Below are 14,042 nucleotides of genomic sequence, written 5' to 3'. Positions count from 1 at the left end.
TCGCGAAGGCGATGACAACGCCCAGGATCAGGCACAGATCGGCTACGGACATCCGTGGTCCTTTCTGTGAGTGACGGCAGAATTGCCGTCGAGCGATCCCTAACCCGGATCGCCGTACAAGATCATGCCAAATCGACGTTCGATTACGCAGGATCTTGTTCGCAACCATCCCCGCCCCCGCGTCGTTCTCCCGTCAAACCCCGTGAACAGGAGAGCCATGATGGCCGACGCCACCCCGCAGGAAATCGCCGCCAAGTTCCTCGACAAGCTGAAGGACAGCCCCTTCGTCATGATCGGTCTGGAGGATGGCCAGCATTCCGAACCGATGACCGCACAGATTGACGACGATCAGCCCAACACGCTGTTCTTCTTCGCGGGCCGCGACAACCGTATCGCGGGCGGCGGGCAGGCGATGGCGCAGTTCGTCGGCAAGGGCCATGACTTCTTCGCCTGCCTGTCGGGCCATGTCTCGACCGACAATGACCGGCAACAGATCGACAAGCTGTGGAATAACCATGTCGAGGCCTGGTTCCCGGAAGGAAAGTCGGACCCGAACCTGACGCTGCTGCGCTTCGACATCAACTCGGCCGAGCTATGGGAAACCGATATCTCGCTGTCGGGCCGGGTGAAGATGCTGTTCGGCGGCACCATCCGTTCGGACGAATCGTCCAGCCATGCGGTGGTCGGCTCGGTCGCATAATTCGCGATCACCGGAATGCGAAACGCCCGGAGGCCAAGCGGCTTCCGGGCGTTTTCCATGCCTATATGTCCGCCCCCGTCAGGATGAGCGGACAAGGATCGAGACGCTACAGACCCTCACCCATTGGCCTTGATCCATTCCTCGACCACCGGCGCGATGCGGTTGCGCCATTTCGAGCCGTTGAAGATGCCGTAATGACCGACCTTCTCGGCCATGTAATAGCGCTTCTTGTCGTCCGACAGATTGGTCGCCAGCGTCAGCGCCGCGCGGGTTTGGCCGACGCCCGAAATATCGTCGCGCTCGCCCTCGATCGCCAGGATGCCGATATCGGTGATCGCGCCGGGATCGACGCGCTTGCCATGATGGAGCATCTCGCCCTTGGGCAGCGCATGGCGCTGGAACACCAGTTCGACCGTCTGGAGATAGAACTCCGCCGTCATGTCGCACACCGCGCGATATTCATCATAGAAGCGCTTGGTCGAGTCGGCGCTTTCGCCGTCGCCCTGGACCAGATGCTTGAACATCTCCCAGTGCGAAATCATGTGGTTGCCCAGATTCATCGACATGAACCCGGCAAGTTGCAGAAAGCCCGGATAGACCCGCCGCCCGGCACCCGGATAGGTCATCGGCACGGTGGCAATGGCGTTCTGCTCGAACCAGGCATGCGGCCGCTCGGTCGCCAGCAGGTTGACCGCCGTCGGCGCCTCGCGCGTATCGACCGGCCCGCCCATCAGGGTCAGGGTGCGCGGGGTGCAAGGATGCTTGTCCGCGCTCATCACGCAAGCGGCGACATAGCAGGGCACCGAGGGCTGACACACCGCCAGCATATGCGCGCCCGGCCCGATCTCGGTCAGGAAGTCGATGATGTAATCGACATAATCGTCGAAATCGAACCGCCCGTCGGATAGCGGCACCAGCTTCGCATCGCGCCAATCGGTGATGTACACCTCACAGCTCGGCAGCATCCGCTCGACCGTGCCGCGCAGCAGCGTGGCATAGTGGCCCGACATGGGGGCGACGATCAGCAGCTTGGGGCTGTCCTCCACCCCCTCGCGGCGGAAACGCTTTAGCTGGCCGAAGGGCTTGCGCAGCACGATCTCTTCGTGAACCACCACGTCGCGGCCGTCGATCTGAGTCTTGGTCAGGCCGAAGGCGGGCTTGCCGCGCGGCGCGGCGGCATGGGCAAAGACCTCCAGCGCCGATCCCATGATCGTGCCGCCGCCCAGATAGGCGAAGGGATTGGCCGGGTTCTGAAGCAACCCCGCGCCGAAATTGGCCAGCGCGCTCGCGCCCGCCAGCATCGAGCGCTGCATTTCATAGGCGTCGTACAACATTGTCGATTCCCCTGCGCTCCGCCGGACGGAGCCGTGATTGCCACATATCTAGCATGAAACGGTTTGCGCATGATGACCAGAATATGGCCGATCGGTCATAGTGCAGGTCCGTGCGGGATCGTCATGCGGGCCATAGACAAGCGAAACGCACCAATACGCCCAAACGATGCGTCGCGACCCCGCACCGCCGTTGAGCCGATGTGCTTGCGCTGCTAGGCCCCGTCGGATCATGGCCAGACATGCCGCCCCCCCGCGATCCGCCGCCGCTCCGGTTCCTGCCAGCAAGCGCCTGAGCAATCTGAAGATGGTGTGGCGCTACACGCTGCGTTACCCGGCGCAACTGGTCGCCGCCGCCGTGTCGCTGCTGGTGGCGGCCAGCGCGACCCTGTTCATCCCGCGCACCTTCCAGAAGGTGATCGACCACGGCTTCGGCAGCCTGGCGAAGGGGGACGATATCGCGCCCTATTTCCAGGGGCTGTTGGCGGTGGTGCTGGTGCTGGCGGTGGCGACCGCCTTCCGCTTCTATTTCGTGTCCTGGCTGGGCGAGCGGACGGTCGCCGATATCCGAGTCGCGGTGCAGGCCAATCTGCTGCGCCTGGCCCCGCGCTATTTCGAAGAGAACCGCCCCTCTGAAATCGCCAGCCGACTGACCGCCGACACCGCGATCATCGAGCAGGTGGTCGGTTCGACCGTGTCGATCGCGCTGCGCAACGTCGTGATCGGGATTGGCGGGACCATCTATCTCTTCGCGCTATCGCCCAAGCTGACCCTGTCGCTGCTCGTCTGCATCCCGGTGATCGTCCTGCCCATCGTGTTGCTGGGCAAGAAGGTGCGCGGCTATTCGCGTGACAGCCAGGACCGGCTGGCCGATATCGGCGCGATGGCGGTCGAGACGCTGGGCGCGATGAAGGTCGTCCAGGCATTCGGCCAGGAACGCCGCGAGGCCGAACGGTTCGAGCTGGCGGTCAGCCATGGCTTCGCCACGTCGCGCAAACGCTTCCTGCTCCGCGCTCTGATGACCGCGATGGTGATCGGGCTGTTCTTCGGCGGACTGACCCTGCTCTTGTGGGAAGCGGTGGCGGACGTGGCCAGCGGACGGCTGTCGGGCGGATCGCTGACCGCATTCGTCGTGACGGGGATGCTGGTCGCCGGCTCCTTCCAGGCGCTCACCGAGGTATGGGGCGACATATTGCGCGCCTCGGGCGCGGCGCAGCGACTGGCCGAGCTGCTCGCCGAACAGCCCGAGATCGCGCCGCCGCCCGCCCCCGCCGTTCTGCCGGTCGTGCCGATGGGGGCGTTGCGGTTCGAGGATGTGGTGTTCCACTATCCCACCCGGCCCGAGGTCGCGGCGCTGAACGGCTTCTCGCTCGACATCCGGCCGGGTGAGACGGTCGCGGTGGTCGGCCCGTCCGGCGCGGGCAAGTCGACGCTGTTCCAGCTGGCCGAACGCTTCTACGACCCGCAAGAGGGCGCCATCTCGCTCGACGGCGTCAGTCTGCGCGACGCCGATCCGGCGGCGATCCGTGCGCGCATCGCGATGGTGCCGCAGGAGACGGTGATCTTCGGCGCCTCTGCCCGCGACAACCTCCGTTATGGGCGTTGGGACGCGAGCGACGACGAACTCTGGGCCGCGGCCGAAGCCGCCAATGCCGCCGACTTTCTGCGGGCGTTGCCGCAGGGGCTCGATACCTTCCTGGGCGAGGGCGGCGCGCGGCTGTCGGGTGGGCAGCGCCAGCGGGTCACCATCGCCCGCGCGCTGCTGCGCGATGCGCCGATCCTGCTGCTGGACGAAGCAACCAGCGCGCTGGATGCCGAGAGCGAGCAACTGGTCCAACAGGCGCTGGAACGGCTGATGGCGAACCGCACGACGCTGGTCATCGCGCACCGGCTGGCGACCGTACGCGCCGCCGAGCGGATCGTGGTGATGGACGGCGGACGGATCGTCGAGCAGGGCCGCCATGCGGACCTGATCGCGGGCGGCGGGCTCTATGCCCGGCTGGCGAGCCTCCAATTTCACGATTGATGGGGCCGGTTTAATACCACTTTGGCCTGGCGGGAATAGCGCACCGTCAAGGCCGCTCGCCCCATACAAATCATAGTGGAAATGGATACTTAGCGCAAAACCGGAAAGCGGCTTGCAGGCGCGCCACCGCTCCCCTAGGCTCCGACAATACCATTTCAATACCGGAGACAGAGGATGACGCGGGCGGCAAACAGGTGGAATAGCGGCGTCCTGACGGCCATCGCGCTGGCGAGCCTCACCCCGGCCGCGCACGCCAGCCCCGCCACCCTGCCCGCCATCTTCCCCGCCCCCGTGTCGATGACGCTGGGCGACGGTGCGATCACCCTGGGCCGCTCGGTCGCATTGATCGTCGCGCCGGGCACCGAGGCCGAGACGGTCGCGCTGGTCCGCACCCTCCTAACCCAAGCGGGCGTGACCGAGATCACCACCGCCAAGCGCCTGCCGTCGACGCCCGGCGAGACGGTGATCGTGATCGGCCCGGACAGCGCCGCCCTGGTCCGTGACGCCCTGAATCGCAGCAACGTCAGCGCCGACGACCAGAGCGAGGGCTATAGCTTGGCCGTCCGCGCCTCGGGCAATGGTGGGCTCATCACCCTGGCCGGCCATGACGCCGACGGGCTGTTCCATGCCGTGCAGACGCTGCGCCAGTTGCTCGCGCGGCCAAGCATTCCCGCGCTGACCATCCGCGACCATCCCGCCATGCCGATCCGCGGCACGATCGAAGGGTTCTACGGCAAGCCCTGGTCGATGACCGACCGGACCAAGCATCTCGATTTCCTGGGCGAGATGAAGGCCAACACCTATGTCTACAGCCCCAAGGACGATCCCTTCGCGCGCGACAAGTGGCGGGAGCCCTATCCGGCCGCGACGCTGGCGGGGCTGGGCACGCTGGCCGCGCGGGCCAAGGCCAATCATGTGAACTTCGTTTATGCGATCTCGCCGGGACCGAGCATCTGCTTCTCCGACCCGGCGGACGAACAGGCGCTGCTGCGCAAATTCGCAGCGCTGCGCGGGATCGGCGTGCACAGCTTCTATGTTGCGCTGGACGACATCGAATATCAGAAATGGAATTGCGACGCAGACAAGGCGGCGTTCGGCCCCTCCGGCGCACAGGCCGCCGGTGTCGCCCAGTCGAAACTGCTGAACGCCGTGCAGGCCGACCTGTTGAAACAGGACCCTGCCTCGCGCCCGCTCATCATGGTGCCGACCGAATATTATGACGCCAAGGAAAGCCCGTATAAGGCGGCGCTGCGGGCGAACCTGAACCCGCGCATCGTCGTCCAGTGGACCGGCACCGATGTCGTGCCGCCCGCCATCTCCGTCCCCGATGCCAAGGCCGCAACCAAGGCGTTCGGTCGCAAGACGCTGCTCTGGGACAATTATCCGGTCAACGACTATGCCAGTTCGGCCGGGCGTCTGCTGCTCGCCCCCTATGCCAAGCGCGAGGCCGGGCTCTCCTCCGAGCTGACCGGTATCCTGTCCAACCCGATGAACCAGGAAGCGCCCAGCCGCGTCGCGGTGACGGGCGTGCTGGCGTTCGGGTGGAACGACAAGGGTTATGACGCCGATCGGACCTGGCATTATGCCGCACGCGATCTGGCCGGGGGCGACGCGCGGGCGACCGCCGCGCTGCTGGAACTGTTCGATGTCGAGCATCTCGCCCCCACCTTCGGCAGCCAGCCCTGGCAGGAACAGGCGCCCTGGTTGAAGGCGCTGCTCGACCATGTCCGCGAGGCGCTGGCGAATGGCGACGAGCGCGAACGCCGGGCGGCGCTGGCCGCGTTGCATGCCAAGGCCGATGCGCTGGCCGATGCGCCCGACACGATCCGGGCGGGGGTGGTCGATCCGGCTTTTGCCGAACAGGCCGCACCGTGGCTGGAGGCGATGCAGCTCTGGGGCCGCGCGTTGCAACAGACTGCCGCCGGACTGGACGCCGCCGATCGGGGCAATGCGGCAGCGCCCCGCTATTTCGCCGATGCCAGGCGGATCGCTGGCCAGGCCGCTGCGGTTCAGACGATTCCCGGCGCAACCCGTTTCGGCGGGCCGGTCAAGATCGCGGACGGCGTACTCGACCGCTTCATCGCCGACGCACCCGGTCTGATCGCGGTTACGGCGAAACCGTAACCGTCCGGCTGGCGCGGCGGCCGTCTGGGGTGCGGGTGCGAAGCGCGACCGCCCCCGTCACCGCCACCGGCCCGGCATAGCGCCGCCACGCGGTGCCGCCGGTGCGGTACTCGATCGGGGTGCCGGGAAACTCGGTGTTAGCCTCCAACATGCCGTCCGCGATCCGGGCACCCGGCGGGGCGAGGCGATAGGTCACCCCCGCCCGGTCGAGCAGCCGCATCTGCACGCCCATCCGCCCAGCGAAATCCTGCCACCCAGCGAGCAGCTTGGTCCGGTCCACGCGGGGATCATTGGGTTCATAGCCGGTGCCTGCGACATAGGCGGGCTCCCAATCCGGCTTGCTCCACGCCCGCTCGGCCAGCGCCAGCAGGCGTGGGAACAGCATGTAATCGACCTGCGTGTCCCGGCGCACCGTCTCGCTCCACAATTGCGCCTGGATACCGGCAATGGCGCGGCCCGGCTGGAGCGGCACGCTGTCCGCAATCGCCTTGGGCTGGGCGAGGATGTTGGGGATCAGCGCGGCATTGGCCGCCAGATTGCCGGGCATGAAGCCGAACACCTGGAAACTGTCCACCCCGCGCGAGGCCCAGTCATAGCCGGTCTCGTTGGGATCGGCGGCATAGGGCATGTCGAAATAGCCCAGATCGGGGATCGACAGCACCGTCTTCCACCCGCGATTGGCCTGGCCATGCGCCTCGGCCACGCCGCCCGCGTGCAGGTTGCTCCAGATATTGGTCTGGACGTGCGCGGGCATCTTCGCCGGGTCGGTATGGCCCAGCCCGTCGCTCCACCCCGCGACCGCGATGCCGCGCTTGGCGAGATCGGCGGAAATCCGCTCGATAAAGTACGCGCCGAGTTGCTTGGGCTGCATGCCCGTTTTCGCCATCATCACCTTGCAGGCTGGCGACTGGACCCAGGCACCCGCCGTCTCGTCCGCGCCGATATGATAGGTGGTCAGCGGCACCCCCGCCGCCTTGTGCAGGGCGGCGATGTCGTCGATCACCGTGTCGATGAAGCGATAGGTGCTGTCGATACAGACGTTCAGCGTGTTGTCGTTATAATGCTGGACGCTGGAATAGCGGGTGGTGTCACCCGGCTCGACCAGCCGAAACCGCTCGGCGGCCGCCTTGTCGCCCTTGGCCATCAGCCGCTGATAGCGCACCTCCATCGACCGGATCGCCGCGCGCGAATGGCCGGGCATATCGAAGGAAGGGATGACGTTGATCTGCCGTGCCTTGGCGGCGCGCAGTATGTCGGTATAGTCCGCCGCCGTCAGATAGCCGTTGGTCGGCGCATCCCGTGCCGGGTCCGCGCCCAGTTGCGGCGACAGGCACGTCTTCTCGGTTAGATCCTCGCAGCGATAAGCGCCGATCCCGGTCAGTTCGGGCAGGCTGGCGATCTGCAACCGCCAGCCCTCGTCGTCACCCAGATGCAGGTGCAGCGTGTTGAGCTTGTAGGCCGCCATCTGCTCGATCAGCTTCAGGATCTCGGCCTTGCTGTGGAAGTTGCGCGCCAGATCGATGTGCAGCCCGCGAAAGCCATAGCGCGGCGCGTCCTCCACGGTCAGCGGGCGCAGGCGCGTCCCCTCGGCCGCCATCTGCTGCGCCAGCGACCGCAGGCCATAGGAGGCCCCCGCCGCATCCGCCGCCGCGACGATCACGCGCCCCTCGCCGATGGTCAGGCGATAGCCCTCGAGCGGCAGTCCGCTGTCCTTGCGAATGGTCAGCGGCACGGTGCCCATCGGCAACCCGGCCAGCGCAGGCGCAAGGGCGGCACGGGGGAAGCCCTCGATCGTCACGCGCAGCCCCCTGGACAGATCGACCGGCGCCCCCGTTGGCCGCATGGCCTTCATCGGCTTGGGCAGGATCGCGACATCGACCGGCGTCGCCGCGCCGCGTTCGGCATAAAGCGCAAAGGCCCGTTCGGGCGTACGCCAGACCGTCTGATCGTCGGGCGCGCTGCGGGCAAGCGCGGCCTCGTCCGTCATCGGCGCAACGAAGGGCAAGGTCTCCAATCCCGTCTCGGCATCGGTCCCCGTCCGGGTCGCCGCGATCACCCGCGGGGCCAAACCCGCCACCGCCAGCGTCGCATTGGGCATCATATGGTTGCGCGAGAAGAATGCGCCCAGGCCGGTCAGCTTCACATGATAGGTCCGGCCCGGCTTCAACTGCTGGCCCGGCTTCAGCGTCAGGACATTCAGGTCGCCGTTGATCGTGCGATTGTCGAACATGTCGCTGTCGATCTTCAGCACCGGATTGACCAGGCTGTAGCGGATTTCGACCGGCAGGCTGGGCGCGCCTTCGGGTACGGCGATGGCGATATCCGCCTCGAAACAACGCGGCGTGCCGGTCGGGCAGGTCGCGGGGCGGTTGGTAAGGATTGTGTAGCGATAGCCCAAAATCGCCGCCAGCCGATCGAGATCCGCCTGCGAAGTCGGTGCCGCCGCCAGGATCGCGGCCGAGGCCCATAAAGTCATCATGTTTGCCCGTCCCGCTACGCCGTACTGGTATTACATTGGATCATGTCGATATTAATCCTCCCCTGCAAGGGGAGGGGGTGTTCGAACTTTGGTCTGCCCCCGGCAGACCAAGATTGTGCCGGGGGCACAATCTCGCTCGAACACGAAGCTGGTGGAGGGGTGTAACCGGTCACGAGGGCGGACGACCTCTCAAACCGGGATACCCCTCCGTCTGGCCTTCGGCCAGCCACCTCCCCTTGCAGGGGAGGAATGGAATGCTGGGGGTGACGCCGCCCGCCCTACCCCCTATCTCTCCCCCATGAAAAAACCCCAGCCGGGTCTGCCGACCCGTGAGCAAATCCTCGCCTTCATCGAACAGTCGGACCAGCCCGCTGGCAAGCGCGAGATCGCGCGGGCCTTTGGCCTGTCCGCGCAGGAGAAGATCGGGCTGAAGGCGCTGCTCAAGGACATGGCCGACGAAGGGCTGATCGACAGCGCGCCGGGCCGCGCCTTTCACAAGATGGGCGGGCTGCCCAAGGTGACGGTGCTGCGCGTCGTCGATGTCGATGACGGCGGCAATGTCTGGGGCCAGCCGGAGCGCTGGGAGGCGGACGGCATCCCCATCCCCCGCCTGCGCATCCGCGAGCGCAAGCGCGGGAGCCTGGGCATCGGCCAGCGCGTGCTGGCGCGGACCGAGGAAGCGGGCGGCGGCTGGATCGCGCATGTCATGAAGACGATCGCCCCCGCCTCCGAACAGGTGCTGGGCGTGCTGCGTGAAGAAGCCGGACGTTTCTGGCTGACATCCGTCGACAAGAAGGACCGGCGCGAGATGATGGTGTCCGACACCGGCGGCGCCGAGGCGGGCGAGCTGGTGCTGGCCGAAAAGGCGGGCCGCCCGCCGCGCATCACCGCCAAGGTGGTCGAACGGCTGGGCGATCCCTTCGCCCCGCGCAGCTTCTCGCTGATCGCGATCCACAAGTTCGAGATTCCCGACCGTTTCCAGCCCGAGACGCTGGAGGAAGCCGAGCGGGTCGCGCGCCAGCCCTTGGGCGACGACCGCGAAGACCTGCGCGACCTGCCGATCGTCGCGATCGATCCCGTCGACGCCCGCGACCATGACGATGCCGTCTGGGCCGCGCCCGACGACGATCCCGCCAACCCGGAGGGCTGGCGCGCCATCGTCGCCATTGCAGACGTCAGCTTCTATGTCCGCCCCGGCTCGGCGATCGACAAGGATGCGCGGCGGCGCGGCAATTCGGTCTATTTCCCCGACCGGGTGGTGCCGATGCTTCCCGAAATCCTGTCGGCCGATGTCTGTTCGCTGAAAGAGGGTGAGGACCGCGCCGCGCTCGCCTGCCATCTGCAAGTGACGAAGGACGGCAAGCTCAAGAGCTTCCGCTTCACCCGCGCGGTCGTGCGGCTGGCGGCCAATATTGCCTATGAAGACGCACAGGCCGCGATCGACGGCGAACTGGCGCATCCGCTGACCGAGACGGCGCTTCGGCCGCTCTGGGATTGCTGGGCCGCGCTCGCCAAGGCGCGCGACGACCGCGAGCCGCTCGACCTCGATCTGCCCGAACGGCGAGTGGTGCTCGACCAGAATGGCCGCATATTGTCGGTCGCACCCCGCGCGCGGCTGGATGCGCACCGGCTGATCGAGGATTACATGATCGCCGCCAATGTCGCCGCCGCCAAGGCGCTGGAGGCGAAGAAGGCCCCGGTCATGTACCGCGTCCATGAGGTGCCCAGCCGCACCAAGCTGGTCGCGCTGAAGGAGTATCTCGAAACCTTCGACATCCCGTTTGCGATGGGACAGGTGATCCGCCCGGCCACCTTCAACCGGATCATCGACAAGATCGGTGATGCGGATTTCAAACCCCAGGTGATGGAGCAGATCCTGCGCTCGCAGACCCAAGCCTATTATGCGCCGGTCAATCAGGGGCATTTCGGCCTGTCGCTGGGCTCCTATGCTCATTTCACCTCGCCGATCCGGCGCTATGCCGATCTGGTCGTCCACCGCGCGCTGGTGGGCGCGTACAAGCTGGGCGACGGTGGCCTGCTGCCCGAGGGCGACGAGATGGAGCGGCTGGGCACCTCGATCAGCCAATATGAGCGCCGCGCGATGGAGGCGGAGCGCGAGACGATCGACCGCTATGTCGCGGCCTATCTGTCCGAGCATGTCGGTCAGGTAGTCGAGACGCGGATTACCGGCGTCACCAATTTCGGGTTCTTCGCGACCGTCGACGGGGTGGGCGGCGACGGGCTGATGCCGATCCGTGATCTGGGCGGGGATTACTTCCACTATGACGAGGGCTCGCAGCAGCTGCTCGGCGAGAAGAGCCGCGAAATCTACAAGCTGGGCCAGCGCCTGAGCTTGCGTTTGGCCGAGGCGAACCCGGTGTCGGGCGCGCTGCGCTTCGAGCTGCCCGACGGCAAGGGCGCCAAGCCCGAGCCGCGCCGGGTGCTGAAACGACGGGGCCGCCCCGCCAACATCCGCCACAACGGCAAGCGGCGCTGACGCATTCCTCCCCTGGAAGGGGAGGTGGCAGGGCGCAGCCCTGACGGAGGGGTGTCCCGCTCTCGATAGGGCGACACCCCTCCGACGCGCTATGCGCGCCACCTCCCCTTCCAGGGGAGGAATTGGGGGATCGCTCCCCTGCCCCATGCGTACCTCCCCCCAAGGAGACACACGCATGGGCAATATGGTGGACGGCGTCTGGCACGCCGATGGGCTGTTCAATTCCGACGAGAAGGGCAGCTTCCAGCGCCCCGACTCGGGTTTTCGCGACTGGGTGACGGCGGACGGCGGCCCAGGCCCTGACGGCCAGACCGGCCACCGCGCCGAACCGGGGCGCTATCACCTCTATGTCTCCTATGCCTGCCCCTGGGCGCATCGCACGATGATCGTCCGGGCCTTGAAGGGGCTCGAATCGATGATCGACCTGTCGGTGGTCGATCCGCTGATGCGCGACGATGGCTGGACCTTCGCCACCGAGCGTGGCGGAACCGGTGACAGGCTCCATGGCTCGGACTTCCTGTGGCAACTCTATGCCCGCGCGCGTGACGGTTACACCGGCAAGGTCACGGTCCCGGTCCTGTGGGACACGGTGCGCGACACGATCGTCAGCAACGAGTCCGCCGAAATCATCCGCATGCTCGGCACCGCATTCGACGGACTGGGGGCGCTCGATGGGGATTATTACCCTGCCGAACGTCGCGACGCGATCGATGCGGTCAACGCCACCGTCTATGACCGGGTCAATAACGGCGTCTATAAATGCGGCTTCGCCAAAAATCAGGACGCCTATGACGAAGCGGTCGCACCGCTATTCGCCGAGTTGGATCGGCTGGAGGCGCGGCTGACGGGCCGCGAATGGCTGGTCGGCGACCGGATGACCGAAGCGGATATCCGGCTGTTCACCACGCTCGTTCGCTTCGATGCGGTCTATCACGGGCATTTCAAATGCAATGTCCGCCGGGTGCAGGATTATCCGGCGTTGGAAGGCCTGCTGGAGCGGATGCTGGCTATCCCGGCGATCGCGGATACGGTGCATCTCGATCACATCAAGACGCATTATTACGCCAGCCATCTGGAGCTGAACCCAACCGGGATCGTCCCCGCCGGGCCGGACCTGCCCTGGGCGGGGTTGGTGCGGGGATAAGCCCACTTCTTAAGCCCCTCCCGCAGGCGAGTTTCAGGTCGGTCATGCCCCCGGCGTGACCTAAACGATGCGGGGCATCGTTTACCTGAAACTGGGTTTGGGGAGGGCATGGGTCTCACCGAGACCGTCGCTCGCGGCCTGCCCTCCCCCCAGCCCCCTCCCGCCTGCGGGAGGGGGAGTTTTTTAGTACGCCCGGCCAATCAGAACCCGCTCCACCGCCGCGCGGCCGGTGAAGATGCAGGGACCGTCGTCGCAACCCGTCTGGCCCATCGGGGCGTTGCGGATGGTCAACTTCAGGGCCTTCAGCTTCTCGACCACCTGCTCCAGTTCGTCGCCGGTCGGCTTGGCCCAGCGAACATCGACCCAGCCGGGGTTCTTCTGCCCTTCGGCAAAATGCGCCTCGACGGCCGCCCAGTCGTCCACGGGGACGATCTGCGCCTTCAGCCGCTCGGCCGACTGGCGATGGAGTTCGCCCTGGATGTCGGCCAGCAGGTCGGCGACGCCCGACACGAAATCGCCGCGCGGCTGCACGACCGAGTCGAGCTTGCCGTCCTCGCGGTACAGCCGGTCGCGGCGGATGACCGAGACATTGCCGCCCGCCATGTCGCGGCCGCCGACCTCGATGATGACCGGCGCGCCCTTCTTGACCCAGCCCCAACGCTTGTTGGCGGCCTTTTGCGCGCGGGCATCGACCATCGCGCGGATCGGCTCACCCAGCGCCGTGCCGCCGACCAGTTCCTTTTGCAGGTCGCGGCAATAGGCAAGCAGTGCCTCGTCCTCGGGCTGGTCGCGCAGCATCGGCACGATGACGACCTGCCACGGCGCGACCTTGGGCGGCACGCGCATGCCGTCATCGTCGCCGTGGACCATGATCATGCCGCCGATCATGCGGGTCGACACGCCCCAGCTGGTCGTCTGGGCGAAGTCCAGCCCGCCCTCGGCATTCTGGAAGCGGATATTCTGCGCCTTGGCAAAATTGTCGCCCAGGAAATGGCTGGTCCCGGCCTGAAGTGCCTTGCCATCCTGCATCATCGCTTCGATCGAATAGGTTTCGACCGCGCCGGGGAAACGCTCATTCTCCGGCTTCTCGCCCGCGATGACATGCATGGCGAGGCAATTCTCGGCGAAACTGCGGTAAACCTCCAGCATCTGGATCGTCTCGGCGCGCGCCTCGTCGACCGTGGCGTGGGCGGTATGTCCCTCCTGCCACAGGAATTCGGCGGTGCGCAGGAACATGCGGGTGCGCATTTCCCAGCGGACGACATTGGCCCACTGGTTGATCAGCACCGGCAGGTCGCGCCACGACTGGACCCAGCGGGCAAAGGCGGTGCCGATCACCGTCTCCGAGGTCGGGCGTACGACCAAAGGCTCTTCCAGCTTCGCCTCGGGATCGGGGACCAGTCCGCCCTTGCCGTCGGCGATCAGCCGGTGATGGGTGACGACCGCCATTTCCTTGGCGAAGCCGTCGACATGCTCGGCCTCCTTCTCGAAATAGCTGAGCGGGATGAAGAGCGGGAAATAGCAATTCTCATGCCCCGTCGCCTTGATGCGATCGTCGAGCAGCCGCTGGATACGCTCCCAGATGCCATAGCCCCAGGGGCGGATGACCATGCAGCCACGGACGCCCGATTCCTCGGCCAGATCGCCCTCGGCGATGACGGACTGATACCAGGCGGAGAAATCCGCGTCGCGGGTGACGGACAGAGCGTGCTTCATGCCCGCCCGATAGCGGCAAAGACCC

General features: G+C 66.3%; 8 protein-coding genes. 5 read left to right on the top strand and 3 right to left on the bottom strand.

The features are described 5' to 3' along the window. Positions 1–220: 220 nt before the first annotated feature. Positions 221–700 carry a pyridoxamine 5'-phosphate oxidase family protein gene (locus U1H82_RS01040; RefSeq protein WP_322963069.1) on the top strand — a complete coding sequence of 160 codons (480 nt, stop codon included), beginning with the start codon at positions 221–223 and terminating at the stop codon, positions 698–700. 116 nt (positions 701–816) lie between these two features. Here the strand turns inward: U1H82_RS01040 and U1H82_RS01035 are convergent, their stop codons facing one another. Further along, the gene (locus U1H82_RS01035) at positions 817–2,034 is read right to left on the bottom strand and encodes a polyhydroxyalkanoate depolymerase (protein WP_322963068.1); all 1,218 of its coding nucleotides are present in this window, start codon (positions 2,032–2,034) and stop codon (positions 817–819) included. A gap of 229 nt (positions 2,035–2,263) precedes the next feature. Here U1H82_RS01035 and U1H82_RS01030 point away from each other — a divergent pair, with 229 nt between their 5' ends. Together U1H82_RS01030 and U1H82_RS01025 are read left to right on the top strand one after the other, a co-directional pair. After that, the gene (locus tag U1H82_RS01030) at positions 2,264–4,057 is read left to right on the top strand and encodes an ABC transporter transmembrane domain-containing protein (RefSeq protein WP_322963067.1); all 1,794 of its coding nucleotides are present in this window, start codon (positions 2,264–2,266) and stop codon (positions 4,055–4,057) included. A gap of 174 nt (positions 4,058–4,231) precedes the next feature. Next, complete coding sequence (locus tag U1H82_RS01025) at positions 4,232–6,181, top strand: glycoside hydrolase family 84 protein (RefSeq protein ID WP_322963066.1); 1,950 nt, start codon at positions 4,232–4,234, stop codon at positions 6,179–6,181. On the opposite strand, the gene U1H82_RS01020 is transcribed toward U1H82_RS01025, so the two are convergent. Further along, positions 6,165–8,660, bottom strand: coding sequence for a beta-N-acetylhexosaminidase (locus tag U1H82_RS01020; RefSeq protein ID WP_322963065.1), 2,496 nt, complete (start codon positions 8,658–8,660; stop codon positions 6,165–6,167). The genes U1H82_RS01025 and U1H82_RS01020 overlap by 17 nt on opposite strands. A 298-nt stretch (positions 8,661–8,958) precedes the next feature. Between U1H82_RS01020 and rnr the strand changes: the two genes are divergently transcribed. Then, on the top strand, positions 8,959–11,157 hold the full coding sequence (gene rnr / locus U1H82_RS01015) for a ribonuclease R (protein WP_322963064.1): 2,199 nt from the start codon (positions 8,959–8,961) through the stop codon (positions 11,155–11,157). 175 nt (positions 11,158–11,332) lie between these two features. After that, the gene (locus tag U1H82_RS01010) at positions 11,333–12,301 is read left to right on the top strand and encodes a glutathione S-transferase family protein (protein ID WP_322963063.1); all 969 of its coding nucleotides are present in this window, start codon (positions 11,333–11,335) and stop codon (positions 12,299–12,301) included. Between the two features lie 183 nt (positions 12,302–12,484). Here U1H82_RS01010 and proS read toward each other — a convergent pair whose 3' ends face one another. Beyond that, a complete protein-coding gene (gene proS / locus U1H82_RS01005; RefSeq protein ID WP_322963062.1) occupies positions 12,485–14,017 on the bottom strand; it encodes a proline--tRNA ligase in 1,533 nt (510 codons plus the stop codon). Positions 14,018–14,042 lie beyond the last annotated feature (25 nt).

This window comes from Sphingomonas fuzhouensis (assembly GCF_034659795.1).
In the GTDB taxonomy this organism is placed as follows: domain Bacteria; phylum Pseudomonadota; class Alphaproteobacteria; order Sphingomonadales; family Sphingomonadaceae; genus Sphingomonas; species Sphingomonas fuzhouensis.
This window is presented reverse-complemented; position numbering and strand designations above follow the sequence as displayed.

Coding starts and splice junctions, on each gene's coding strand:
- U1H82_RS01010 (WP_322963063.1), top strand. CDS start 11,333: ATGGGCAATATGGTGGACGGCGTCTGGCACGCCGATGGGCTGTTCAAT.
- U1H82_RS01035 (WP_322963068.1), bottom strand. CDS start 2,034: ATGTTGTACGACGCCTATGAAATGCAGCGCTCGATGCTGGCGGGCGCG.
- U1H82_RS01025 (WP_322963066.1), top strand. CDS start 4,232: ATGACGCGGGCGGCAAACAGGTGGAATAGCGGCGTCCTGACGGCCATC.
- U1H82_RS01020 (WP_322963065.1), bottom strand. CDS start 8,660: ATGATGACTTTATGGGCCTCGGCCGCGATCCTGGCGGCGGCACCGACT.
- proS (WP_322963062.1), bottom strand. CDS start 14,017: ATGAAGCACGCTCTGTCCGTCACCCGCGACGCGGATTTCTCCGCCTGG.
- U1H82_RS01040 (WP_322963069.1), top strand. CDS start 221: ATGGCCGACGCCACCCCGCAGGAAATCGCCGCCAAGTTCCTCGACAAG.
- U1H82_RS01030 (WP_322963067.1), top strand. CDS start 2,264: ATGGCCAGACATGCCGCCCCCCCGCGATCCGCCGCCGCTCCGGTTCCT.
- rnr (WP_322963064.1), top strand. CDS start 8,959: ATGAAAAAACCCCAGCCGGGTCTGCCGACCCGTGAGCAAATCCTCGCC.